Origin of the sequence: Nocardia coffeae, from assembly GCF_019890715.1 — a bacterium.
Classification (GTDB): Bacteria; Actinomycetota; Actinomycetes; order Mycobacteriales; family Mycobacteriaceae; genus Nocardia; species Nocardia jiangxiensis.
In genome coordinates, this window is sequence record NZ_JAINZY010000003.1 from 642,032 (window position 1) to 664,996 (window position 22,965).

The following is a 22,965-nucleotide window of genomic DNA, read 5'->3' on the forward strand; positions in this document are numbered from 1 at the left end:
GGTCTGTCGGAGGTGCGTATGGGCATGGGGCTGGGCCCGCCGAGCTGGGCGGAGCTGGAGCGGGTGCTGTCCGGGCGACCCGGGCGCGACCGGCCCGAGGGTGACGGTGGTGACAGTCCGGCCTGGTCACGTAAACGCGGCGCGTATCGCGCGGGGGAGCGGCCGCGCGATACGGAACCGGTGGTGCCGTATGCGGAATTGCATGCGCACTCGGCCTACAGTTTTCTCGACGGCGCCTGTCAGCCCGAGGAACTCGTGGAGGAGGCGGTGCGGCTGGGACTCGAGGCGCTCGCGCTGACCGATCACGACGGGTTCTACGGTGTGGTCCGCTTCGCGGAGGCCGCGGCCGAATGGGGGCTGCCGACGGTGTTCGGCGCGGAACTGTCACTGGGCGATGCGGTCGGGGACGGTGTGGGGGATACCGAACCACGCGCGGGCAGTCCCGATCCGGGCGGCACGCATCTGCTGGTGCTCGCTCGCGGACAGGAGGGCTATCGCCGGTTGTCGCGGGAGATGTCGTTCGCGCACATGACGGGTGGGGAGAAGGGGATCCTGCGCTACGACCTGGATCGGCTCACCGACGCTGCGGCCGGGCACTGGCAGATTCTCACCGGATGTCGCAAAGGCCATGTGCGCCGGGCACTTCGCGAGGGCGACGCGCAGGCCGAGGCCGCACTGCGGGACCTGGTGGAGCGGTTCGGCGCCGACCGGGTCACTGTGGAACTGACCCGGCACGGCACCGCGACCGACGACGAGCGCAACGCCCGGCTCATCGCCCTGGCCGATCGGGTCGGACTGCCGATCGTCGCCACCACCGCGGCACATTTCGCCGCGCCCCGGCAGCGTCGGCTGGCGATGACGCTGGCCGCGGTGCGGGCCCGGCAGAGTCTGGACGGGATGGACGGCTGGCTCGCTCCCGCGGGCGGGGCGCATCTGCGTTCCGGTGCGGAGATGACCCGGCTGTTCGCCGCCTGTCCGCAAGCGGTGCCCAATGCCGTTGCCCTGGCCCGGGAATGCGCCTTCGATCTCCAGCTGATCGCGCCGAAACTGCCGCCGTTCGACGTTCCCGACGGACACGACGAGGATTCCTGGCTGCGCAGGCTCACCTACCGGGGGGCCGAGCGGCGCTACGGCTCGCGGACGGCGCATCCGGACGCCTACCGCCAGCTCGACCACGAACTGCGGGTGATCTCGGATCTGCGTTTTCCCGGCTATTTCCTGGTGGTGCACGACATCGTCGAATTCTGCCGAGACAACGACATCCTGTGTCAGGGCAGGGGTTCGGCGGCCAATTCCGCGGTCTGCTACGCCATCGGCATCACCAATGTCGACCCGGTGGCCAACGAGCTGCTGTTCGAACGTTTCCTGGCGCCCGAGCGCGACGGGCCGCCCGATATCGATATCGATATCGAATCCGATCGCCGGGAGGAGGCGATCCAGTACGTCTACCGCAGGTACGGCCGGGAATATGCCGCACAGGTGGCCAACGTGATCACCTATCGCGGTAAGTCCGCGGTTCGCGATGCCGCACGGGCGCTCGGTTTTTCGGCCGGACAGCAGGATGCGTGGAGTAAACGGGTGAGCCGCTGGCACGGCGTCGCCGAGGAGACGGATTCCGATATCCCCGCCGAGGTCCTGGAATTGGCCGGCCGGATCGAAGGTCTGCCACGGCATCTGGGCATTCATTCCGGTGGCATGGTGATCTGCGATCGGCCCATCGCCGACGTGTGCCCGGTGGAGTGGGCGCGCATGCCCGGACGCAGCGTCCTGCAGTGGGACAAGGACGATTGCGCCGTAGCGGGATTGGTGAAGTTCGATCTGCTCGGTCTGGGCATGCTCTCGGCGCTGCACTACATGATCGATCTGGTGCACGAGCACGAGGGCGAACTCGTCGAGTTGCATCGGCTCGATCTCGCCGAATCCGCTGTGTACGAGATGCTTTCGCGCGCCGATTCGGTGGGTGTTTTCCAGGTGGAGTCGCGGGCCCAGATGGCCACACTGCCGCGGCTGAAGCCGCGTAAATTCTACGACCTCGTGGTGGAGGTGGCGCTGATCCGGCCCGGTCCCATTCAAGGGGGTTCGGTGCATCCCTATATTCGCCGTCGCAACGAGCAGGAGAAGGTCACTTACGATCACGAGGTCCTGGAGAAATCGCTGTCCCGCACGCTCGGCGTTCCGCTGTTCCAGGAGCAGTTGATGCAGATGGCCGTGGACGCGGCCGGTTTCACCGCGGCTGAGGCGGATCAACTGCGCCGGGCGATGGGTTCCAAGCGTTCGCCGCAGCGGATGGAGCGACTGCGTGAGCGGTTCTATCGCGGTATGCGCGAATTACACGGCATCACCGGTGAATTGGCCGATCGGATCTACGAGAAGGTGTACGCCTTCGCGAATTTCGGTTTCCCGGAGAGCCATTCGCAGAGTTTCGCCGCACTGGTCTTCTACTCGGCATGGTTCAAACTGCATCATCCGGCCGCGTTCTGTGCCGGACTGCTGAACGCCCAGCCGATGGGGTTCTACTCGCCGCAATCGCTGGTCGCCGATGCCCGGCGGCACGAGGTGGTGGTGCACGGCCCCGACATCAACCGCAGCCTCACCGCAGCCACCCTGGAACAGCGCGGGACGCAGGTGCGGCTCGGGCTGGGCGCGGTCCGGCATATCGGCGAGGATCTGGCCGACCGGATCGTCGAGGCTCGGGCGAGCGGTCCCTACACATCCTTCCTGGACCTGACCGGACGCGTGGAACTGACTGTGCCGCAGGCTGAATCGCTGGCCACCGCGGGCGCGCTGGACAGTCTCGGGATCACCCGGCGCGAGGCGCTGTGGGCCGCGGGCGCCGCGGCGGGGGAGCGCGCGGATCGGCTGCCCGGCACCGGCGCGGCCACCGCCGCGCCCGCACTCCCGGGGATGAGCGAATTGGAGTTGGCCGCCGCCGACGTCTGGGCGACCGGCGTCTCGCCCGGCAGTTATCCGACCGAATTCCTGCGTCCGCAACTGGATGCGCTGGGCGTGATACCGGCCGCCGGACTACTCGCGGTGCCGGACGGTTCGAAGGTGCTGGTGGGTGGAGCCGTCACGCATCGGCAGCGGCCCGCCACCGCCGCCGGGGTCACCTTCGTCAATCTGGAGGACGAGACCGGCATGGTGAACGTGGTGTGCTCGGTGGGGCTGTGGCAGCGTTATCGCCGCATCGCCCAAGGCGCGTCCGCCCTTCTGGTGCGCGGACGTGTGCAGAACGCCGAGGGCGCGGTCACCGTGGTCGCGGAACATCTGCAACGCATGGATCTGCGCGTCGCCTCACGCTCACGCGACTTCCGATGAGCCCGGCGGCGGATGTGCGGTGCGCATCCGCCGCCATCGGCTCAGAAGTCGCTGCCGCCGCCCCCGCCGCCGTCACCGCCGCCACCGTCGAATCCGCCGCCGCTGTCGCCGCCGAAGCTGTAATCGCCTCCGCCGCCGCCGAACTGGTCGCCGCCGCCCTGGTAGCCCTGGTCGTAACCGCCCTGGTCGTAGCCCTGATCGTAGGCGCGGTCGCGCTCTTCCTCGCGGCCTTCCATCTTCCCGAGTTCGTAACCGAGCAGGCCGCCGCCCACCGCGCCGCCGACCGCGCCGATGCCACCGGCCATACCGGGGCTCATCCCGCCACCCTGGTTGTAGCCCGGACCGTAACCGCCGCCGGGACCGTAGCCGCCCGGACCGTAACCACCGGGGCCGTAGCCGCCCGGTGCGCCGCCGCCACCGGGGAATCCGCCGCCGCCACCACGACGTCGCCGGATCACCGCCACGACGACGGCCACGAGCAGCACCACGATGATCAGCGGGCACAGCCAGCTGACCCAGCTGGTGCCGTGGCCGCTACTCGTGGCGTGGTGGTGAATCCGCTGCGGCGCAACGTTGTTCGCGCTGTGTGGCGCGGCCTGGTCGGCGGTGCTGGCCAGTGATTGCAGCGCGGCCACCGTCGCGCCGGTGTAGTCGCCGGAGCCGAAGGCGCCCTTGAACGCCGCGCCCGCGGACGAGGTGTCCCGGATGTGCGAATTCGAGCCGGTCTCGATCGCCAGATGCCGGGACTTGGTGTTGATCGCGATCACCACGTCGGTCGCGTTCTTGACGTCCTTCTTCGCCTCGCTCTCGAAGGCGGAGTTGTCGTCGGAGAACTTCTCGGTGGTGTAGATCTGCACCGGATCGGACAGGGTGTTCCCGGCCGTGGTCACGCGCCCGGCGTCGAGAACCTTCGAATCGTCGTGAATGGTGACCGGACCGGCCAGGGCCGCACCCGTCGTCGCCAGGATTATTCCCGCTGTCATCGCCAGCAGGACTGTCAATCGCTTGGACATACCGCACTCTCTGGTCGTTGCCAGGGCCCTGCCGCCCCCGTTCCCACGCGAGCCTACCGGGTCTCACAGACAAGACTCGGCGGTCTCGTATCAGGATGCCCGCGTAGGGGAGAGCGCGCACCTCCATTTCGTTCCCGCACCCCTTACGAGCTGCGAAAAGGGTGCGTATTCCGGTAACGGGTGCGGCTGTCGCTCGACTCGTGACAGGCACGTGCGGGGCTGGATACGGTGCCCGCAGTCGGTGAGCAGTGCTTCGAACGAGGGGGAAGAATGTCCGGTTCGGGTGTGGTCGGTGATTCGTGTGTGGTCGACACGGATGCGGTACGGCAATTCGGTCGGCTCGCACGGCAGGCGGGCGAGGAACTCGACGGAGTCCGCGGCGCGGCGATCCAGATCGCCGCGCTGATCGGAACTCTGGTGCCGCACAGTGCCGCGGTGTCGCTGCTGTGTCGATCGGCCTGCACCGCAGCGGATCTGGTGCAGCGCAGTGCCGATCGTCTCGGCGGGCTGGCCGAGCGCACCGACCGCGCGGTCACCGCGTTCGTCGAGGCCGATCTCGCGCACGGCCGTCTGCTCGCCGGGCTGGAGGTGCGGATATGACCCCGCCGCGTTCGGTGCTGGTGACCTGGCGCGCGCTCGAGGCGGCCGACCGGATGCGCGCCGAATTCGGCAGGCACATCGCGGATCTGGAGACGTTGTCGGCCGCGGTGCGCAGGGAATGTCATCGGCTCGACGGTGACGGCTGGCAGGGCGTGGCCTTCGAAGCGGTGCTCGCCTCCGTCGAGGCGGCGCACCGGCACGATCGGATGCTGTGTGACCATGCCGAGGGGCTGTGCGCCGCGGGCGCCCAGGCCCTGTCCGATCTGCACTACACGGCGATGGCGCTGCTGGACTATGTCGCCGATGCCGAAGCGGCCGGATGCACGGTCGCCGACGATTGGACGGTCACCTCCGGATCCGCGGCGGCCGCCGAATGGTCCGAGGTCATCGCCGAGGCCGTGGCCTCGGTCGATCGCGCCGAAGAACGCGGCAGGCAGGCGATTCTGGCCGTGGAACACGAAATGCGACACCTGGCCGCCGCCACGGCTCCGGCCGCTGCCACGCAGACCCGTCCCGCGGCGAATTCGGCTGCTGCCGTGGATTCGACTCCCGCACAGCCTGTTCCGAGCCCGGAGGCAGACGACTTCGGCGGTGGATTTCGGGTAGCGAATATCGCCGTCGAAAATACCGCTCTCGCAGCGGTATCGACACAGCCCCCAGCACAACAACCCGCGCCGCCGCCGGGCATCACGGCCGAGCAGCTCACCGCGATCATGCCGAATCTGCCGATGGATCGGGCCCAGCAGTATCTGCCGGCCCTCGATGCGGCCATGCGGGAGGGCGATATCAGCACATCCGCGCGTCGAGCCGCCTTCCTGGCGCAGCTGGCCCACGAGAGTTGTGAATTCCGGTATTTCGAGGAGTTGGGTGACGATGCCTACTTCCACCAGTACGACCCGGGCCAGCCGAATACCGCCGCCGGTAATACACAGCCGGGCGACGGCCCGCGCTATCACGGCCGCGGCCCCATCCAGCTGACCGGCCGCGCCAACTACCGCGCCGCGGGTCAGGCCCTGGGCCTGGATCTCGAGGGCAATCCCGAACAGGCCGCTGCGCCGGATGTCGGATTCCGGATCGCGCAGTGGTACTGGACCTCTCGCAATATCAACGCCCTGGCCGACGCCGGTGATTTCGCCGCCGTCACCCGCGCGGTGAACGGCGGATACAACGGCCTGCAGGCTCGTGAGACCTACTACCGCCGAGCCTTGGAGGTACTCGGATGACCGGCCGTAATCCCTGCGGGGCAACGATTTCGGCGCTGATCGGGTGCGCGCTGATCGTCTCGGGCTGCGCCGCCGGAATATCCCCGGCGCGGCCGGATACGGGCAGAAGCGCCGATGCGTCGGCGAGTGCGCGGGCGTTCATCTTCCGCACTCGCACCGAACTGGTCCTGGCCACATCGCAGCGCGTGGTCGCGCGATATCGCGGGAGCTATTCCGACAGCGGTTTCACACAGGACAATTCCCATATCTACGCCCTCGACGGCTCCGGTGCACTCACCGCGATGGAGGCGGTGCGCGGCACGGCGCTGCCGGGTCGCGTGGACTGCCACTGTGCTCGCATCTTCCCGCTGCACGGGACGACGGTCGGCTGGTGGAACGAGCCGGACACTTTCATCCAGGCCGACCTGCGCGATCCGCATCCCATCACGCGCGCCAGGATCACCCTGCCGCCACCGGATCCGATCGCGCCGGGGGCCGTGGTGTCGGGCCCACACCTGCTCGCGGCAGGTGAGCGGGTGCTCGTTCTCGACCGGGTCGAGTCGCCACCCGGTGCGTCCTGGGGGATCAATCATCTCTCCCTCGTCGATACCGACACCGGCGTCGCACGCGCGCTGGGCCGGATCGAAGGCGTCAACACCGCTTTCGACCGGGCGGCGCTGCGGCCGGACGGGCAGGCGGTCGCGATCGCGGGCCGAATCCGCGACGGAATTTCCTGCGGCACAGCGCGATTACTGCGTATCGACCTGCTGAACGATCGGATCCAGACGCTGGACCCGCCCGCGGCCTCGGACTGTTCGGCCCTCGAGGATCTGCGCTGGGACGGCGCCGATCTGACCGCCACCTACGCGAACTGGGAGTCCGGATCTCCGGGCCGCCTCGCCACCGCCGTCTGGAACCGATCCGGCACGCGGTGGGAGCGGCGCGGCGGCGGCGAGACGCTCCGGTACGGCTCGCTCACTCCGGCGACCGCTCTCGAACTCCGCCGTACCGGTTCCGAGCAGCCGCGCACCACCCAGACCGGTGATCTGCTACTCACCACACCCGGACAGTTGCAGGTCCTCGCGCACGACGTCCTCGACATGCGGCTCCCACATGTCTAGCCGGCGGATGTGGGATCGCGAGGCCCGTGGTTACGCTGTGCGACATGCCGACAGTGGTCCGGGCGACCATCACGCCCAACAGCCGCAAGGGCCCGCTCGTCGAGGTCCTCGAGGACGGCGCCCTGCGGCTGTACGTGCGCCCACCGGCGGTCGAGGGGAAGGCGAACGAGGCGACGATCGAACTGCTCGCCGCGCATCTGGGTGTGTCGAAGAGTTCGGTTCGTCTCACCGGTGGCGCCACCTCCCGCTTCAAGCGTTTCGAGATCGCCGACCGGTACCCGCCCGGCCGGGCTTAGACCGCCCCCGGAAAGCCCAGCTGCCGCCACGCCTCGTACACCGCGACCGCGGCGGCGTTGGACAGATTCATCGACCGCCGGCCGGGCAGCATCGGAATCCGCACCCGCTCGGTGATGTGCGGATCGGACAGCACCTGCTCGGGCAACCCGGTCGGCTCCGGCCCGAACAACAGCACATCGTTCTCGCGATAGGCGATATCGGTGTAATGGGTGTCCGCCGCCGCGGTGAAGGCGAACGTCCGCTCGGGGTTCAGGGATTTCCATGCGGCGGAAAGGTTTTCGTGCACGGTGACCGAGGCGAGGTCGTGATAGTCCAGCCCGGCCCGGCGCAGCTTGGGCTCGGACAGATCGAAGCCCAGCGGCTCGATCAGGTGCAGCGAGAACCCGGTCCCCGCGGCCAGCCGAATGGCGTTGCCGGTATTCGGCGGAATCCGTGGTTCGAAGAACATCAGCCTCAGCACAGCAGAACGCAGCCTTTCCTCACGTCCGGACGGGATGAACCCTACGTCCCCTCCCGTCCCCACCCGGGCGCCGGGAGGTTCCGGCGAACGAATGCGAGAATCGGGGGGTGACCGATGCTTCCGCGACCGCTCAGTCCGAACGTCCGCTCGGATTCCTGCGCAACCAGCTGCCGATGGTCCTGGTGGCGGTTGTGCTGGTGGTGGCTGTGGTGTTCCTGGTGCAGGATCGGTGGCGACGTGGGGCGTTCGTCATCGGCGGCGCACCGCTGCTGGCCTCGGCATTGCGGCTGGTACTGCCGGAGGTGCGGGTCGGCCTGCTGGCCGTGCGCAGCAAACCCTTCGACGTCGTCACCTACGCGGTGCTGGGCGGCACGATCATCGCGCTGGCGGCGACGATCAGCAGCCTGGGCGTGGGCTGAACCGAACCCCGCACCGCATCGCCCGCGGTCACGGGCGTGTGGTGCGTGCCAGATCCATCGTCTGGGCGAGCAGTTTGCCGACCGCCTCGGTCTCGGTCAGGAAGCCGTCGTGGCCGTCCCGGGAGTGCACGACCTCGAGCCGCGCGCAGCCGGGCAGCAGATCGGCCAGTTCCTGTTGGGTCCGCAGCGGATACAGCCGATCCGAATCGACACCCCCGACCACGCAGGGCACCGATGTCGCGGCGAGTGCCGCTGCCACCCCGCCGCGCCCGCGGCCGATGTCGTGCCGGTTCATGGCCTCGGTCAGCAGCACATAGCTGGCCGCGTCGAAGCGGTTCGCGAGTTTGCGGGCCTGGTGGTCCAGATAGCTCTGCACCGCGTAGCGGCCACCGCGCCGGGGGTCCTCATCGCCCTGGGCGTGATTCTCGAAACGGTGATCCAGTTCGAAATCGGTGCGGTAGGTCAGATGCGCGATGCGCCGGGCGATGCCCAGACCACTGGTCGGGGCACGGCCGGTGCCGTGATAGTTCCCGCCCTGCCAGTCCGGGTCGGCGGTGATGGCGGCGATCTGCGTGGTCTGGGTGCCGATCTGGTCGGCGGTCGCACGCGGCCCGACGGCCAGCACCAGCGCCGCGCCCACCCGCTCCGGATGTCCGACGATCCACTCCAGCACTCGCATGCCGCCCATCGAGCCACCGGCCACCGCGGCGATCCGCTCGATGCCCAGCAGGTCGAACAGCGCGACCTCGGCGGTCACCTGGTCGCGAATGGAGATTCCGGGAAACCTTGCTCCCCAAGGCTTTCCGTCCGGCCCCGGAGTTGCCGGACCGGTGCTGCCCTTACATCCGCCCAGCACGTTGGTGGCGATCACACACCACTCGTCGGTGTCCAGCGGCGCGCCCGGTCCGACGATGCCGTCCCACCAGCCGGGCAGTGGATGCAGGTCGTCGGGTGCGCCGGTGACGTGCGAGTCGCCGGTCAGCGCGTGCTCGATGAGCACGACGTTGTCCGCGGTGGGCGACAGCTCGCCCCAGCGCTGGACGGCCAGTTCGACGCCGGGAACCACGTCCCCGCTCTCGAGCCGGATCTCGCCGACGGCGATCGTGCCCAGACTTCCGTCCGGCGGCGGCAGCAAGGTTGCTGCGTGATTACTGAATGCGCTCCGGTCGATGCTCACGGTCACCGCGCCACCGCCGCCTCGGGAGGCGAGATCCGCTCATCCCTGGGACCGGCGATCATCGCGCGGACTGTCCGCGCACGGGTGCCCGAAACCGGGTCGACGACGGGGGAACACACGTCCTCGATGGTAGCCACAGCGTTCCGGGGCCTCGGCGTCGCGCGGGCATACCCGGGGCGATCAGCGAATATCGATGTGTGTTGTGGGCTGCGCGGCACGGAGTCCGGATCGGACGCGGGCGCGGTGGAGTTACTCATGTCATGCTCCGAGAGGTCTGCCGGCGGGCGTCAGCGGGGTCCGGATAATGGACGGCTACAACACATTTCGGAATTCCTCCTGATGATCGCGCTTGCTCCCGACCCTCGGGAGCCCGGTCATCACCCGGAGCACCCCACCGCAACAGGAGGGTTGCCGACCAGCGAGCCGGGGCTTGGCGCTGGTGCTCATGACCTTCCGGACATCGTAGCCGGAGCCCGCGGGAGTTCGAAACCCGTGGTGGATTTCACCAGGTCCGGCCGGAATTTGCCGCCTACCGCAGGGGTTGTACGCAGTAAAGTCGACATGCGTAAATGTGACAGATGTATCAATCGAGGTAGGTCCGATGCCGATGAGATCCACCGCACCAGTACGCTTGTTCTGTTTGGCACCTCGAGTCTCGTGGACAACACGGGGCGTATACGTTGTCTGTTGAACAGCTGGGTCCGCTCACAAGCGTGTTCACCTGGCGGAACAATGGGAGCACCATCCTAGGAGGACACGAAGATCCATGTCCAAGATCAAGGTTGAGGGAACCGTCGTCGAACTCGACGGCGACGAGATGACCCGAATCATCTGGCAGTTCATCAAAGACAAGCTGATTCACCCGTACCTCGATGTGAATCTCGAGTATTACGACCTCGGTATCGAGTACCGGGACAAGACCGACGACCAGGTGACCATCGACGCCGCCAACGCCATCAAGGAGCACGGCGTCGGCGTGAAGTGTGCCACCATCACCCCCGACGAGGCGCGCGTCGAGGAATTCGGCCTCAAGAAGATGTACCGGTCGCCCAACGGCACCATCCGCAACATCCTCGGCGGAACCATCTTCCGCGCACCGATCATCATCTCGAACGTTCCGCGTCTGGTCCCGGGTTGGACGAAGCCGATCATCATCGGCCGCCACGCCTTCGGCGACCAGTACCGCGCCACCGACTTCAAGGTGCACCAGGCCGGTACCGTCACGCTCACCTTCACCCCGGAGGACGGCAGCGAGCCGATCGTCCACGAGGTCGTCAAGATGCCCGAGGACGGCGGCGTCGTGATGGGTATGTACAACTTCAAGAAGTCGATCGAGGACTTCGCGCGGGCCTCGCTGAACTACGGTCTGCAGCAGAACTATCCGGTGTATCTGTCGACGAAGAACACCATCATGAAGGCCTACGACGGCATGTTCAAGGACACCTTCCAGGAGGTGTTCGAGACCGAGTTCAAGCCGCAGTTCGACGCGGCCGGTCTGACCTACGAGCACCGCCTGATCGACGACATGGTCGCCTCCTCACTGAAGTGGGAGGGCGGTTACGTCTGGGCGTGCAAGAACTACGACGGCGACGTCCAGTCCGACACCGTCGCGCAGGGCTTCGGCTCGCTGGGCCTGATGACCTCGGTGCTGATGACCCCGGACGGCAAGACCTGCGAGGCCGAGGCCGCACACGGCACCGTCACCCGGCACTACCGGATGCACCAGCAGGGCAAGCCCACCTCCACCAACCCGATCGCGTCGATCTTCGCGTGGACCCGTGGCCTGGCTCATCGCGGCAAGCTGGACAACACCCCCGAGGTGATCGGCTTCTCGCAGACCCTCGAGGACGTCGTCATCAAGACCGTCGAGGACGGCCAGATGACCAAGGACCTCGCGCTGCTGGTCGGCGGCGATCAGGGCTACCTGACCACCGAGGAGTTCCTCGGCGTTCTCGATGCCAACCTGGCGCGCCAGCTGAGCTGAGCTGGTTGCTCGTCCGGCGCGAACGCCGCCGCGACGAGCTGAAACACCGGGCACCCGCCCCCACCGCATGCGGTGGCCGCGGGTGCCCGAACTGTTTCCGGTGACCGGTGTGCTTCGCCGGAAGCGGCGCGAACCCCGGCTCGCCACCGGCGGCCGATCGGGCGCGCGGTGCGGTGATTCCGGTTACAGCGCGGTGTATCCCGGTCGGGTCCATAGCGGAAACCGTTGCCGCCGAGCCGATTCGGAATCCGCTCGGAATCGACGTCGCGGACGGTGAGGGAGATCACCGACGACCCGGGTATCGGGCCCGGTCGTCGTCGCGTTGCCGGTGACCGTGCCCGAATCCCTCTCCGCGTCCGAAGTGTCCGCGCAGCCCTCGCCCGCCCGTCGTGACAGTGATCCGGCCGTCCAGTCGCCGCAGGATGTGCCGTCGCCGCGCACGAGCTGGCACATTCCCGCGATGCTGGCGCTGGCGCTGGGCGGATTCGGCATCGGCACGACCGAATTCGTCACGATGGGCCTGCTGCCGGATATCGCGCAGGCCATGCACGTGTCCGAGCCGTCGGCCGGGTACAGCGTGTCGGCGTATGCGCTGGGTGTGGTGGTCGGCGCGCCGGTGATCGCCGCGCTGTGCGCGCGGGTACCGCGCAAGCGGCTGCTGATCGTGCTCATGGTCGCGTTCACGGTGGGCAATCTCGCGACCGTGCTCGCACCGACGTTCGGCACGCTGGTGCTGGCCCGGTTCGTCTCCGGACTGCCGCACGGCGCGTACTTCGGCGTCGCCTCGTTGGCCGCGGCGACGTTGGCTCCGGCGGGACAGCGCGCGAAGGCGATTGCCGCGGTTATGCTGGGGTTGAGCGCCGCCAACGTTGTCGGCGTTCCCGCTGCTACCTGGCTCGGCCAGAATCTGGGCTGGCGGGACGCTTATCTCGTGGTCGCCGCGATCGGATTGGCGACGGTTTTCACCATCGTCCGATTCGTGCCCGAACTCTCCGGAATCCGGGTCACCGACCCGCGCACCGAACTCGGTGCGCTGCGCCGCAAGCAGGTGTTGTTGACCCTGCTGGTCGGCGCGGTCGGCTTCGGTGGCATGTTCGCGGTCTACACCTACATCACCACGACGCTCACCGATGTGGCCGGATTATCGCTGAATCTGGTTCCGCTGGTGCTGGCGCTGTTCGGGATCGGCATGATCGTCGGAAGCATCCTGGGCGGCGTGCTGGCCGATCGTGGCGTGGACTCCTCGGTGTTCGCCGCGTTGATCGCGATGGTGATCATCCTCGGGGGATTCGTTGCCGCAGCACATAATCCGATCTCCGCGGCGGTGGGCGCATTCCTGGTCGGCGCGGCGGGCGCGGCATTGTCACCCGGCTTGCAGACCCGGTTGATGGATGTCGCCCACGACGCCCAGACCCTCGCGGCCGCACTGAACCACGCCGCACTGAACATCGCCAACGCGGCGGGTGCGTGGCTGGGCGGACGCGTGATCGCGGCGGGACTCGGCTACACCGCACCCGCGGTGGTCGGAGCCGGGCTCGCCGTGGCCGGCGTGCTGCTGTTCACCATTACCGTCCGCCTCGCCCGGCGTACTGCCTGACCCGCGTCCGGCGAGACGACAGCGAACGACATTTCCATTCACGCCTGAACGTAAGTGTAGAATTCCCGGAATGACCAGGCCCGCACCGTCCAAGCCGCTGCGCCGGACGCAGGAGCAGCGCAGCAGTGAGATGCGGGTGCGGCTGCTCGATGCGACCATCGACTGCCTGGTCGAGTACGGCTATGCCGGGACCACGACCCCGCGGGTGGCCGAGCGGGCGGGCGTCACCCGTGGTGCGCAGGTGCATCATTTCGGCTCCAAGACCGATCTGGTGGTGGCCGCGATCAGCCATCTGGCGCAGCGCCGCACCGAGGCGGCCATGCGCGAACTCGGCCGGGTGCAGGTCGGGGGCGATCCGATCGGCGCGATGCTCGATTCGCTCTGGACGCTGCATCAGGGCCCGCTGTTCATCGCCGCGATGGAGCTGTGGGTGGCCGGCCGCACCGATGCGGTGCTGGCCACCGAGCTGGAGAAGGTCGAACCCTTCGTCAACAACGCGGTGCTGATGTCGGTCGCGCAGTTCGTCCCGGACGAGTTGCGGCGCAAAGAGGTTCGCGATTTCGTCTACACCGCCATGGACGCTCTGCGCGGAATCCTGGTGTCCAACTTCATCTCTCCCGATCCTGAACGCGCCCAACGCCGTTGGCGTCGCGCCTCGGCACATCTGCGTGCGGCCGCCGAATCCTTGCTCGCGGGTCTGGACCTCACCGTCGACTGATCCCGCTCGGCTTCGCTCCCGTCGAAGCCTCGGTTGGCGGCGAAGCATTCCGAGGGCGGGAGTGCGTCGCGGGGTGTATGTCATCGGCATCGCCTGAACTCGACATCTTCTCAGGGAACATCTCTTGCGGTGTTACATACAGGTTTGTATGTTTGTTTTATTCGGTCCTGCGGGAGTCGTGGCCGCCGTCGCCCTCGTGCGGTCGGCGGTGAGGAGGTGAGGAGTTCCATGGCGAACAAGGTCTACGTTGTCGGCGTCGGCATGACGAAGTTCGAGAAGCCGGGGCGTCGCAAGAACGAGGACGGCAGCGACTGGGACTACCCGGATATGGCGCGCGAGTCGGGCACCAAAGCCCTGGCCGACGCCGGAATCTCGTACGAGCAGGTGCAGCAGGCGTATGTCGGCTACGTCTACGGCGAATCCACCTCGGGCCAGCGTGCGGTCTACGAGCTGGGGATGACCGGTATTCCCGTGGTCAACGTCAACAACAACTGCTCGACCGGATCGACCGCGCTCTACCTTGCGGCACAGGCGATTCGGGGCGGTCTGGCCGAGTGCACCCTCGCCCTGGGATTCGAGAAGATGCAGCCCGGCTCGCTCGGATCGACCTGGGACGACCGGGAACAGCCGATGGGCAAGCACATCATGGCGATGGCCGAGATCTCCGAGGTGCTCTTTCCGGTCGCACCCTGGATGTTCGGCGCCGCGGGCCGCGAGCACATGAAGCAATACGGCACCACCGCGGAGCATTTCGCGAAGATCGGGTTCAAGAACCACAAGCATTCGGTCAACAACCCGTATTCGCAGTTCCAGGACGAGTACACCCTCGACGACATCCTCGGCGCGCGGATGATCTACGACCCGCTGACCAAACTGCAGTGCTCGCCGACCTCCGACGGATCCGGTGCGGTGGTCCTGGCCTCGGAGTCCTTCGTCGACGAGCACGATCTGGCCGGACAGGCGGTGGAGATCGTCGGGCAGGCGATGACCACCGACTTTCGGTCCAGTTTCGACGGCACGGCCAAGAACCTCATCGGCTACGACATGAATGTGCAAGCCGCGCAACAGGTATACGCGCAGTCCGGCCTGGGTCCGGCGGACTTCCAGGTGATCGAGCTGCACGACTGCTTCTCCGCCAACGAGTTGCTGACCTACGAGGCGCTGGGCCTGTGCGCTCCGGGTGAGGCCCCCGCGCTCCTGGACGCGAATCAGACGACGTACGGCGGCAAATGGGTGGTCAACCCGTCGGGCGGACTGATCTCCAAGGGACATCCCCTGGGCGCCACCGGATTGGCCCAGTGTTCGGAACTGACCTGGCAGCTGCGCGGCACGGCCGACAAACGCCAGGTCCCGAATGTGACCGCCGCACTGCAGCACAACATCGGCCTCGGCGGCGCGGCCGTCGTCACGGCATACCGGCGCGCCGATCGCTGATCGCTGATCGCGGCCTGCTCGGTCCGCATCCACCGGAATGTCATGTCCGGCAACCGAACTCGACGAGGAGTAGCAGCATGGGACATATCGAGTACACCAAGAAGATGGCAGCCGGACCCGAGGCGCTGTGGGCCGTGGTCGGCAATCCGAACACCTGGGGCGACTGGTTCTCCATTCACGAGCGCTGGATGGAGGAACCACCGGCCACGCTCGAGGTCGGCAGCAAGCTGGTCGCCAAGGTCGTGATGCTGGGTATGGCGAACAAGTTCGAATGGAACGTCGTCGCGGTCGAAGCGCCGAGCACCCTCACCTTGGGCGCGACCGGAATGGCCGGTGTGAAGGTCGAATTCACCTTCCGGATCTCCGGTGCCGGGGAGGGCAGCGAACTCTCCCTCCAGGGCGATTTCGAGGGCGCGCTGATCAAGGGCGCACTCGGCAAGGCCGTGGAGAAGGACGGCATGAAGCAACTCGAGACCTCCCTCGATGCGCTCGACACTCTGGCCGCGGCATGAACGGCCGCTGTACATGCCAGGGGCACGCAGCGTGAGTGGCGTCAAGACAGTCGAATTCGACGACTCGGGGCTGAACACCTGGTCCGACGAGGAACGTTTCGAGGTGACCCGGGAGCGGATCGCCGAATACGCCGCTGCCACGAACGATCCGATCGCCGCGCATCGCGCCGGTGAGGTCGCCTCTCCGGTTTTCGCGATAGTCCCGGTGTTCGACGCCATGCTGGTTCCGGTGATCGACGTGGCCCCGATGGATATCTTCGGCCGAGTTGTGCACGGAGAGCAGGACTTTCACTTCCACCGCCCGATTCGGCCGGGTGAGACGCTGGTGGCCAGGGCCCGCGCGATCGGCTACGCGAGTCGCAGCAGCGGCAGCACGATCACCATTCACATCGAAACCCGTTCCGCGGCAGGGGATCCGGTCAACGAGCAGTATCTGACCGCATTCTTCCGCAATGTCGACGCGGGCCGCACGGTCGGGGAATCGGCTCCGCCGCACGGATTCGACGAGGCCCTGCGCGCGCAGGAGCCGATCGCGGTGGTGCCGCAGCATGTGGATCAGGACCAGACCTTCCGCTACGCTCCGGCATCGGGCGATCCGGTGCCGCTGCACCTGGACGAGGAGGTCGCGAAGGACGCCGGACTGCCCGGCATCATCGCGCACGGCCTGTGCACGATGGCCTTCGCCTCCTGGGCGGTGCTCACCGAGGTCGGTGAATCCGACGTGAGCCGGGTGCGCCGGTTCGCCGTCCGGTTCGCCGGACTCGTGTTCCCCGGCGACGATCTGGTGACACGCATCTGGAAAGTGAAGTCCGGCAACGGCATCACCACGTACGCATTCGAGACCGTGCGCGGCGAGGACGTCGTGCTCAGCGACGGTCTGGCCGAGATCGAGGAGAAGTGATGGGTGCATTGGAAGGTAAGGTCGCGGTGATCACCGGCGGCGGCCGGGGGATCGGGCGCGAGCACGCGCTGCTGTTCGCCCGTGAGGGCGCGAGTGTGGTGGTCAACGACCTCGGCGGCGACAACACCGGTGCGGGCGCCGACAGTGGTCCGGCGCAGGAAGTGGTGGACGAGATCGTCGCCGCGGGTGGTCGCGCCTGTGCCAACACCGACAGCGTCGCGCTGTGGGATGGTGCGAAGAACCTTGTTGATCAGGCTGTTTCGGAGTTCGGTCGACTCGACGTGGTGGTCAACAACGCGGGCATCCTGCGCGACGGATTCGTCGCGGGACTCGAGGAATTGCAGTGGGACGCGGTGATCGCGGTCCATCTGAAGGGGCATTTCAACGTGCTGCGGCATGCGGCTACGTACTGGAAGGACCAGTCCAAGAAGGGGAATCAGCCCACTGCCGCGGTGGTCAACACCGCCTCGGCCTCGGGCGTCACGATTCCCAATGCGGGACAGGCGAATTACGGTGCGGCCAAGGCCGGTATCGCCGCGCTGACACTGGTCGCCGCCGAGGAGCTGGACCGATACGGCGTGCGGGTCAACGCGATCGCCCCGATGGCGCGCACCCGGTTGACCCTGGCCACGCCCGGTATGGGCGCGATCTTCGCCGCGGAGGTCCCCGAGGGCGAGTTCGACGCGTTCAGCCCGGCCAACATCTCCCCGCTGGTCGCCTATCTGGCCTCGGACAAATGCCCGATGACCGGCAAGGTGTTCGCGGTGCAGGGCGGGGCCATCTCCGAGTTGGCGGGCTGGCACGACGTGAAGACGATCGAGACCGAGGGCCCCTGGACGATCGACGACATCTCCGTCCGGTTGCCCTGATCCCCCCCGGTTCGAAATATTTGGAGGACAACGATGTTCGAATGGTCCGAGACCGATGAGATGATCCGCGCCGCGGTGCGAGCGTTCATCGACAAAGAGGTTCGGCCGCACGTGGATGCGATGGAGAGCGGCGAGATGACGCCGTATCCGATCATCCGCAAGCTGTTCGCGGAGTTCGGGATCGATGCGCTCGGTGCGGAGTCGGTCGAGAAGATGCTGGCCAAGGAGCGGGCTCGGGCCGAAGCCGGGGCGGATTCGGAACCGAAGCGGGAGAAGTCCTCCGGCGGTGGGCCGTTCGGTGGGCAGCAGTCGATGATGGCGGTGCTGATCGGCGAATTGTCCGGTGTCTGTATGGGTTTGGTGTCCGCGATGGGCGTCAGCCTCGGTCTCGGCGCGACCACCATCATGTCCCGGGGCACGCTCGCGCAGAAGGAGCGCTGGCTCGCCGACATCGTGACCATGAAAAAGGTTGCGGCGTGGGCGATCACGGAACCCGACTCGGGTTCGGACGCGTTCGGCGGAATGAAGACCTACGTTCGCCGCGACGGCGAGGACTACATCCTCAACGGTCGTAAGACGTTCATCACCAACGGTCCGTACGCGGACACGGTGATCGTCTACGCCAAACTCGACGAGGGCGACGGCGCCGACCGGCGCGAGCGCAAGGTGCTCACCTTCGTGCTGGACAAGGGGATGGAGGGCTTCACCCAGGGCAAACCGTTCCGGAAGATGGGCCTGCACGCCTCGCCCACCGGTGAACTGTTCTTCGACAACGTGCGGCTGGGCCGTGATCGCCTGCTCGGCGAGACCGAGGAGCACAAGGGCGGCGACGGACGGGAAAGCGCCCGTTCGAGTTTCACCGCCGAGCGGATCGGCGTGGCATTCATGGCACTGGGCATCATCAACGAATGTCACCGCCTGTGCATCGATTACGCCAAGAACCGCACCCTGTGGGGCCAGGAGATCGGCCGCTTCCAACTCATCCAGCTCAAGTTGGCGAAGATGGAGGTCGCGCGAATCAATGTGCAGAACATGGTCTTCAACGCCCTGGAGAGCGCCCAGGCCGGTAAACCGCCCACCCTGGCGGAAGCGTCGGCCATGAAGCTCTACTCCTCCGAAGCGGCCACCGAGGTGGCCATGGACGCCATCCAACTCTTCGGCGGCAACGGCTACATGACCGAATACCGAGTCGAACAACTGGCCCGCGACGCCAAGTCCTTGATGATCTACGCAGGCAGCAACGAAATCCAGATAACCCACGTAGCCAAGGGCCTACTAGCCCACTAACCCAACACTCACCAACCCGACAACGATGCCGCAGGCGAGCCCCGCGCCTCCGTGAGGGACGGGGCTGACCGGGCTACGTCCCGCGTGCTCAGCGGCGAAGCGTCTCCGTCCCACCGGTAGTCGCCCACACCTCGAAACACTCCCCAGACCACCCACACTCCCCGATGCCGCAGGCGAGCCCCGCGCTCACGTGAGAGCCCGAGCCATCCCCGGCCACCTCCCGCGTGCCCAGCGGCGAAACGTCTCTATCCCGCTGGTAGTCGCCCGCGAAGCGAAAGGCTCAACAACACCAACTCCAAGGTTTTCGGCGCGGGCTCGTCGCTGCGCCCTCGAAGCGCATGGCCGAAGGCCGAGTCTCGAGGGCGCAGCGACGAGCCTTACAGCGCCGAAAACCCGCCGCAGCGAAGCGGAGGCCAAAAATACAGACCTACTCCCGCCGGAGCCTGCGGAGGCCGCCAGCCCCTCACTCACTCCCGCCGGAGCCCGCGGAGGCGAACACCCCTACCTTCGCCCAATCACACAGCCCGCAAATGCGACCGACTCGCATAAACATGCTCCGCGATCAACGTCGCGATCCGATCCGGAGCCTCCAACATCGGCACATGCCCAACCCCGTGCACCAGTATCCGATCCGCGGACTCGGGCAGCTCACGCAGAAACCGTTGCGCATAAGGCTGATTCGGTATCACCCGATCGTTCTCACACATCAGCAGCCGCACCGGCGTACGCAAGGTGGACATATCCTCGAGCGCGGGCATCCGCAGCCCGCTGGCCAGCAGCGGCAGCATCGCCGGGCAGTGCATCGCCGAGGTGATCGCCGCCTCGATCAGCCGCCGCGGCACCGCCGAGGTGTTCTTGCTCAGGAACAGCGACGCGAATTGTCTTGCCGGAGCACTCAATTTGACCGTGCCACCGATCCGCTTACCGATCTCCACCATCGGCACCAGGGACAGGAATTTCACCCCGACCCGAATCTGCAACAGTGACGGGTTCGCCCAGCCGCCGGCCGGGGCGATGGCGGTGAGTGTGCGGGCCCGCCCGCGCCGGGCGAGTTCGAAGCCGACCCAGCCGCCGAGTGAATTTCCCGCGATATGGCAGGTGCGCCAACCCAATTCGTCGAGTTGATTCTCGATCTGATCGGCGAGTGTGGCGACGTCGATATACCATCCGTCGAGTTGCGGACCGCCCCAGTGGCCGCGCAGGGCCGGAGCGTAGACCTCGCAGGTGCTCGACAGTCGCTGCGCCACCGATTCCCAGCAGTGTGGGGAGAGCATGAATCCGTGCAGCAGCAGAAGTGGATCGCCCGAGCCCGTGTGCAGGGCTTTGGTCGGCGTGAGCGGGGCGGTGCCTGACATCATCGTCCTCACCCCTTTCTGGACCACGGTGTCCGCAGGGAGTGCGTCTGACCAGCATTGTACGGTCTTTCGGTGGCCAATATCATCAGTTCGATCAATGTCAACGGGGTGCGCGCGGCCACCGGTAAGACGGGGAAGGGCATGCTCGAGTGGCTCGCGGTCACCGAGGCCGACGTCATCTGCCTGCAGGAAACGCGCGCGACCGAGGAGCAGACCCGCAAGGCGCTGACGCCCGCACTCGATGCCGGCTGGCATCTCGCCCATGCCGAGCCGGGTACGAAGGGGCGCGCCGGGGTGGCGATCCTGTCCCGCCGCGAACCGCTGGCGGTGCGCATCGGATTCGGCAGCGCGGAATTCGACGGGCTCGGCCGCTATATCGAGGCCGAGTTCGAGGAACTCACCGTGGCCAGCGTCTATGTGCACACCGGTGAGGCGCAGACGCCGATGCAGGACGAGAAGTATCGTTTCCTGAGCGAGCTGGGTGCCCACATGAAGGCACAGACCAGCGATTTCGTGATCAGTGGCGACTGGAACGTCGCACACACCGAACTCGACATCAAGAACTGGAAGGGCAACGTCAAGAAGTCCGGATTCCTGCCCGGCGAACGTGCCTGGATCGACGAGATGATCGCCGCAGGCTACGTCGACGTCGTCCGCACCCTGCACCCCGGCGTCCCCGGCCCGTACAGCTGGTGGTCCTACCGCGGCCGCGCCTTCGACAACGACGCCGGTTGGCGGATCGATTACCAGCTCGCCCGCGGCGGTATCGCCGAGCGCGCCAAACAGGCCATCGTGGAGCGCGCCGCCGACTACCACCTGCGCTGGTCCGATCACGCTCCCGTCACGGTGCAGTACCGCTGACCCGTTCGGGGAGGGAATTCGGAACCGGGCGGCGGGCGATGTTGCGGCCGTGTTGCGCGGACGGGCAGGTGACGTAGATTCGTGTTCCATGACTGAGAGCCGTGCGGCCGGTGAGGCGCGTAACTTGGCCTGTATTGCGGGATCCGACCACACTCCGGTGACGGTGCAGTGCCGATGAAGCTGTCCAGCAAGAGAATTCAGAGTTTGCTCGGGCTCGGTGCGGCGATTGTCGTGATCGTGATCGGGCTGTTGGTGTCGCACGGGCATTCGTCGCAGTCGTCGTCGGTGGGGGCGAGTACGTCCTCGAAGGCGGCTGCGGTGCAGGCGAAGGGGACTGCCGCGCCGGCCACCAGTCATGCCGCGAGCGTGCCCGATCACGCCTATCAGACGTTGACCGAGATCGATGCGGGTCGCTGGCCCGGTTCGGCGAACGCCCCGGGCACCAAGGGCGGGGATCAGTGGATGAACCGCAGCGGTTCACTGGCCAAGACCGATTCCTCGGGTAAGGCGATCAGCTACCAGGAATGGGATGTCAACCCGAAGAAACGCGGTCAGACCCGCGATGCCGAACGCATCATCACCGGCAGCGACGGATCGGCCTACTACACCGGCGACCACTACAAGACGTTCACCAGGATGCGCTGACGGGCTCGGAGCGGGTCTCGCGGCGGTTTTCGAAAGGGATGCTCTCGATGGGTGAGGCGACGACACTCGCACACTTTCTGACCGGTACCGATCCGGATGCGTCCACCGCATCGGTCCTGGGTTCGCTGACCGTGGATGCGGGCGGATTCAGCGGCGTGCGGTTCCGGGCTCCGGAAGGCTTTGTCGTGCGCGAACTGCGCGGGTCGAAGATGCGCACCCTCGCGGGTGTCTTCGACGAGTTCGCCGCGGCTTTCCAATTCCCCTACTACTTCGGGCAGAACAAGGACGCCTTCGACGAATGTCTGCGGGATCTGGACGAATTCGTCGGCCTGGCACCGGGATATGTTGCGGTCGTGCGTGATTCGGTACAGTTGCTGGCCGAGCGGTCCGCCGAACGGGATTGGTTCGTCTCGGCGATGACCGACTGCGCGCAGTACTGGTCCGCGCACGAGGGCCTGTTCCGTGTCGTATTGCAGGCCGCGCCGGAGGGGCTGCCGGTGGTCACGCTCAGCATGTGAGCCGCCCGCCGAACGACCGACCGGGGTGCTCAGCGCAGGCGACGGGCCAGGTCCTCGCCCAGCAGGACGAACACCTCGGTGGTGTGGTCGATGAGCTGATCGCGGGTCATCGGCAGATCGCCGTGCAGCCAGCTGGTGAGGGTCTGCACCAGACCGCCGACCAGGTAGGTGGCGCGGAAGCCGATCGAAGGATCCGCGTTCGGTCCGGCGATGGCGTAGAAGTCGCTGCCCTCGGCGGCGACCAGACCGGCGAAACCGCGGATGGAGTCCATGGTCCGCGCCCGCAGTTCGGGAGTGGCAGCGCTGATGATCAGCGCGATCTGCGCCTTGCGCGGGTCGTCGGTGAGGACGTGGATGCCCGCGGCGATGGCCGCGTGCGCCCGGCCGTAGGTGTCGCTCGGCGCGTCCTGCGCCGCGGCGAGGATGGCGGTGGCGAGTTCCTCGGCGATGCCGTCGAACAGCGCGACCAGCACCGCGTCGCGGCCGTCGAAATTCTCGTAGTAGTAGCGCTCGTTCAGCCCGGCGCGGGTGCACAGCCCGGCCACGGTCAGGCGGTCCAGCCCCTCGGTGCCGATGATGTCGAGTGCCGCCTCGAGCAGGGCGGCACGACGCTGCGCGCGGCGTTCCTGTGCGGAGACTCCGCCGTAGGTCCGTTGCGCTGCCATCCGTCGATTCTG

At 67.0% G+C, this 22,965-nt stretch carries 22 protein-coding genes and 1 riboswitch; of the genes, 17 read left to right on the top strand and 5 right to left on the bottom strand.

Translation table 11 applies throughout. The features are described 5' to 3' along the window. Positions 1–18 precede the first annotated feature (18 nt). On the top strand, positions 19–3,318 hold the full coding sequence (locus tag K7711_RS16350) for an error-prone DNA polymerase (RefSeq protein ID WP_222970250.1): 3,300 nt from the start codon (positions 19–21) through the stop codon (positions 3,316–3,318). A 41-nt stretch (positions 3,319–3,359) separates the two neighbouring features. Here K7711_RS16350 and K7711_RS16355 read toward each other — a convergent pair whose 3' ends face one another. After that, positions 3,360–4,331, bottom strand: a complete 972-nt coding sequence (locus tag K7711_RS16355) for a hypothetical protein (protein ID WP_222970251.1) — start codon at positions 4,329–4,331, stop codon at positions 3,360–3,362. Positions 4,332–4,601: 270 nt separating this feature from the next. Here K7711_RS16355 and K7711_RS16360 point away from each other — a divergent pair, with 270 nt between their 5' ends. The 4 genes from K7711_RS16360 to K7711_RS16375 are packed head-to-tail and all read left to right on the top strand — an operon-like array spanning position 4,602 to position 7,550. After that, the gene (locus tag K7711_RS16360) at positions 4,602–4,931 is read left to right on the top strand and encodes a hypothetical protein (protein ID WP_222970252.1); all 330 of its coding nucleotides are present in this window, start codon (positions 4,602–4,604) and stop codon (positions 4,929–4,931) included. Beyond that, positions 4,928–6,154 (top strand): glycoside hydrolase family 19 protein, encoded by a 1,227-nt coding sequence (locus K7711_RS16365; RefSeq protein ID WP_222970253.1) that lies wholly within the window; start codon positions 4,928–4,930, stop codon positions 6,152–6,154. The genes K7711_RS16360 and K7711_RS16365 overlap by 4 nt, the downstream gene beginning before the upstream one ends. Then, positions 6,151–7,254 (top strand): hypothetical protein, encoded by a 1,104-nt coding sequence (locus tag K7711_RS16370; protein ID WP_222970254.1) that lies wholly within the window; start codon positions 6,151–6,153, stop codon positions 7,252–7,254. The genes K7711_RS16365 and K7711_RS16370 overlap by 4 nt, the downstream gene beginning before the upstream one ends. 44 nt (positions 7,255–7,298) lie before the next feature. Next, positions 7,299–7,550, top strand: a complete 252-nt coding sequence (locus K7711_RS16375) for a DUF167 domain-containing protein (protein ID WP_222970255.1) — start codon at positions 7,299–7,301, stop codon at positions 7,548–7,550. On the opposite strand, the gene K7711_RS16380 is transcribed toward K7711_RS16375, so the two are convergent. After that, positions 7,547–8,011 carry a tRNA (cytidine(34)-2'-O)-methyltransferase gene (locus K7711_RS16380; RefSeq protein WP_222970256.1) on the bottom strand — a complete coding sequence of 155 codons (465 nt, stop codon included), beginning with the start codon at positions 8,009–8,011 and terminating at the stop codon, positions 7,547–7,549. The genes K7711_RS16375 and K7711_RS16380 overlap by 4 nt on opposite strands. Before the next feature lie 173 nt (positions 8,012–8,184). Between K7711_RS16380 and K7711_RS16385 the strand changes: the two genes are divergently transcribed. Further along, positions 8,185–8,430 (top strand): DUF3017 domain-containing protein, encoded by a 246-nt coding sequence (locus K7711_RS16385; protein WP_051192753.1) that lies wholly within the window; start codon positions 8,185–8,187, stop codon positions 8,428–8,430. Between the two features lie 28 nt (positions 8,431–8,458). Here the strand turns inward: K7711_RS16385 and metX are convergent, their stop codons facing one another. After that, complete coding sequence (gene metX, locus K7711_RS16390) at positions 8,459–9,613, bottom strand: homoserine O-acetyltransferase MetX (RefSeq protein ID WP_372460145.1); 1,155 nt, start codon at positions 9,611–9,613, stop codon at positions 8,459–8,461. 334 nt (positions 9,614–9,947) lie between these two features. Next, positions 9,948–10,058: riboswitch (SAM riboswitch) on the bottom strand. A gap of 315 nt (positions 10,059–10,373) precedes the next feature. Between metX and K7711_RS16395 the strand changes: the two genes are divergently transcribed. From K7711_RS16395 to K7711_RS16430, 8 genes are all read left to right on the top strand, one after another. Further along, positions 10,374–11,591 (top strand): NADP-dependent isocitrate dehydrogenase, encoded by a 1,218-nt coding sequence (locus tag K7711_RS16395; protein WP_222970257.1) that lies wholly within the window; start codon positions 10,374–10,376, stop codon positions 11,589–11,591. A gap of 460 nt (positions 11,592–12,051) precedes the next feature. Next, a complete protein-coding gene (locus tag K7711_RS16400; RefSeq protein ID WP_222970384.1) occupies positions 12,052–13,188 on the top strand; it encodes an MFS transporter in 1,137 nt (378 codons plus the stop codon). Between the two features lie 70 nt (positions 13,189–13,258). Further along, positions 13,259–13,906, top strand: coding sequence for a TetR/AcrR family transcriptional regulator (locus K7711_RS16405; protein WP_222970258.1), 648 nt, complete (start codon positions 13,259–13,261; stop codon positions 13,904–13,906). A 228-nt stretch (positions 13,907–14,134) separates the two neighbouring features. Continuing rightward, the gene (locus K7711_RS16410; RefSeq protein ID WP_222970259.1) at positions 14,135–15,340 is read left to right on the top strand and encodes a lipid-transfer protein; all 1,206 of its coding nucleotides are present in this window, start codon (positions 14,135–14,137) and stop codon (positions 15,338–15,340) included. Positions 15,341–15,417: 77 nt separating this feature from the next. Then, complete coding sequence (locus K7711_RS16415; RefSeq protein WP_040819279.1) at positions 15,418–15,852, top strand: type II toxin-antitoxin system Rv0910 family toxin; 435 nt, start codon at positions 15,418–15,420, stop codon at positions 15,850–15,852. Positions 15,853–15,865: 13 nt separating this feature from the next. Beyond that, positions 15,866–16,753 carry a MaoC/PaaZ C-terminal domain-containing protein gene (locus tag K7711_RS16420; protein WP_222970260.1) on the top strand — a complete coding sequence of 296 codons (888 nt, stop codon included), beginning with the start codon at positions 15,866–15,868 and terminating at the stop codon, positions 16,751–16,753. Then, positions 16,753–17,622 carry an SDR family oxidoreductase gene (locus K7711_RS16425; protein ID WP_222970261.1) on the top strand — a complete coding sequence of 290 codons (870 nt, stop codon included), beginning with the start codon at positions 16,753–16,755 and terminating at the stop codon, positions 17,620–17,622. Before K7711_RS16420 ends, K7711_RS16425 begins: the two co-directional genes overlap by 1 nt. Before the next feature lie 33 nt (positions 17,623–17,655). Next, positions 17,656–18,909 (top strand): acyl-CoA dehydrogenase family protein, encoded by a 1,254-nt coding sequence (locus K7711_RS16430; RefSeq protein WP_222970262.1) that lies wholly within the window; start codon positions 17,656–17,658, stop codon positions 18,907–18,909. Between the two features lie 515 nt (positions 18,910–19,424). Here the strand turns inward: K7711_RS16430 and ephH are convergent. Beyond that, positions 19,425–20,267 carry an epoxide hydrolase EphH gene (gene ephH / locus K7711_RS16435; protein ID WP_222970263.1) on the bottom strand — a complete coding sequence of 281 codons (843 nt, stop codon included), beginning with the start codon at positions 20,265–20,267 and terminating at the stop codon, positions 19,425–19,427. Between the two features lie 69 nt (positions 20,268–20,336). On the opposite strand from ephH, the gene K7711_RS16440 reads away from it, so the two are divergent. From K7711_RS16440 to K7711_RS16450, 3 genes are all read left to right on the top strand, one after another. Beyond that, positions 20,337–21,125: an exodeoxyribonuclease III gene (locus tag K7711_RS16440; RefSeq protein WP_222970264.1), complete on the top strand. Its 789-nt coding sequence runs from the start codon at positions 20,337–20,339 to the stop codon at positions 21,123–21,125. A gap of 174 nt (positions 21,126–21,299) precedes the next feature. Next, positions 21,300–21,770 (top strand): guanyl-specific ribonuclease, encoded by a 471-nt coding sequence (locus tag K7711_RS16445; RefSeq protein WP_222970265.1) that lies wholly within the window; start codon positions 21,300–21,302, stop codon positions 21,768–21,770. A gap of 47 nt (positions 21,771–21,817) precedes the next feature. Continuing rightward, positions 21,818–22,288: a barstar family protein gene (locus K7711_RS16450; RefSeq protein WP_222970266.1), complete on the top strand. Its 471-nt coding sequence runs from the start codon at positions 21,818–21,820 to the stop codon at positions 22,286–22,288. A gap of 29 nt (positions 22,289–22,317) precedes the next feature. On the opposite strand, the gene K7711_RS16455 is transcribed toward K7711_RS16450, so the two are convergent. Beyond that, entirely contained in the window at positions 22,318–22,953 is a 636-nt protein-coding gene (locus K7711_RS16455; protein ID WP_040819291.1) for a TetR/AcrR family transcriptional regulator, read from the bottom strand. Between the last annotated feature and the right edge of the window lie 12 nt (positions 22,954–22,965).

What these genes read in the sequence shown, in the direction of transcription:
- K7711_RS16350 (WP_222970250.1), top strand. Translation starts at nt 19, where the DNA reads ATGGGCATGGGGCTGGGCCCGCCGAGCTGGGCGGAGCTGGAGCGGGTG.
- K7711_RS16355 (WP_222970251.1), bottom strand. Translation starts at nt 4,331, where the DNA reads ATGTCCAAGCGATTGACAGTCCTGCTGGCGATGACAGCGGGAATAATC.
- K7711_RS16360 (WP_222970252.1), top strand. Translation starts at nt 4,602, where the DNA reads ATGTCCGGTTCGGGTGTGGTCGGTGATTCGTGTGTGGTCGACACGGAT.
- K7711_RS16365 (WP_222970253.1), top strand. Translation starts at nt 4,928, where the DNA reads ATGACCCCGCCGCGTTCGGTGCTGGTGACCTGGCGCGCGCTCGAGGCG.
- K7711_RS16370 (WP_222970254.1), top strand. Translation starts at nt 6,151, where the DNA reads ATGACCGGCCGTAATCCCTGCGGGGCAACGATTTCGGCGCTGATCGGG.
- K7711_RS16375 (WP_222970255.1), top strand. Translation starts at nt 7,299, where the DNA reads ATGCCGACAGTGGTCCGGGCGACCATCACGCCCAACAGCCGCAAGGGC.
- K7711_RS16385 (WP_051192753.1), top strand. Translation starts at nt 8,185, where the DNA reads ATGGTCCTGGTGGCGGTTGTGCTGGTGGTGGCTGTGGTGTTCCTGGTG.
- K7711_RS16395 (WP_222970257.1), top strand. Translation starts at nt 10,374, where the DNA reads ATGTCCAAGATCAAGGTTGAGGGAACCGTCGTCGAACTCGACGGCGAC.
- K7711_RS16400 (WP_222970384.1), top strand. Translation starts at nt 12,052, where the DNA reads ATGCTGGCGCTGGCGCTGGGCGGATTCGGCATCGGCACGACCGAATTC.
- K7711_RS16405 (WP_222970258.1), top strand. Translation starts at nt 13,259, where the DNA reads ATGACCAGGCCCGCACCGTCCAAGCCGCTGCGCCGGACGCAGGAGCAG.
- K7711_RS16410 (WP_222970259.1), top strand. Translation starts at nt 14,135, where the DNA reads ATGGCGAACAAGGTCTACGTTGTCGGCGTCGGCATGACGAAGTTCGAG.
- K7711_RS16415 (WP_040819279.1), top strand. Translation starts at nt 15,418, where the DNA reads ATGGGACATATCGAGTACACCAAGAAGATGGCAGCCGGACCCGAGGCG.
- K7711_RS16420 (WP_222970260.1), top strand. Translation starts at nt 15,866, where the DNA reads ATGCCAGGGGCACGCAGCGTGAGTGGCGTCAAGACAGTCGAATTCGAC.
- K7711_RS16425 (WP_222970261.1), top strand. Translation starts at nt 16,753, where the DNA reads ATGGGTGCATTGGAAGGTAAGGTCGCGGTGATCACCGGCGGCGGCCGG.
- K7711_RS16430 (WP_222970262.1), top strand. Translation starts at nt 17,656, where the DNA reads ATGTTCGAATGGTCCGAGACCGATGAGATGATCCGCGCCGCGGTGCGA.
- ephH (WP_222970263.1), bottom strand. Translation starts at nt 20,267, where the DNA reads ATGATGTCAGGCACCGCCCCGCTCACGCCGACCAAAGCCCTGCACACG.
- K7711_RS16445 (WP_222970265.1), top strand. Translation starts at nt 21,300, where the DNA reads ATGAAGCTGTCCAGCAAGAGAATTCAGAGTTTGCTCGGGCTCGGTGCG.
- K7711_RS16450 (WP_222970266.1), top strand. Translation starts at nt 21,818, where the DNA reads ATGGGTGAGGCGACGACACTCGCACACTTTCTGACCGGTACCGATCCG.
- K7711_RS16455 (WP_040819291.1), bottom strand. Translation starts at nt 22,953, where the DNA reads ATGGCAGCGCAACGGACCTACGGCGGAGTCTCCGCACAGGAACGCCGC.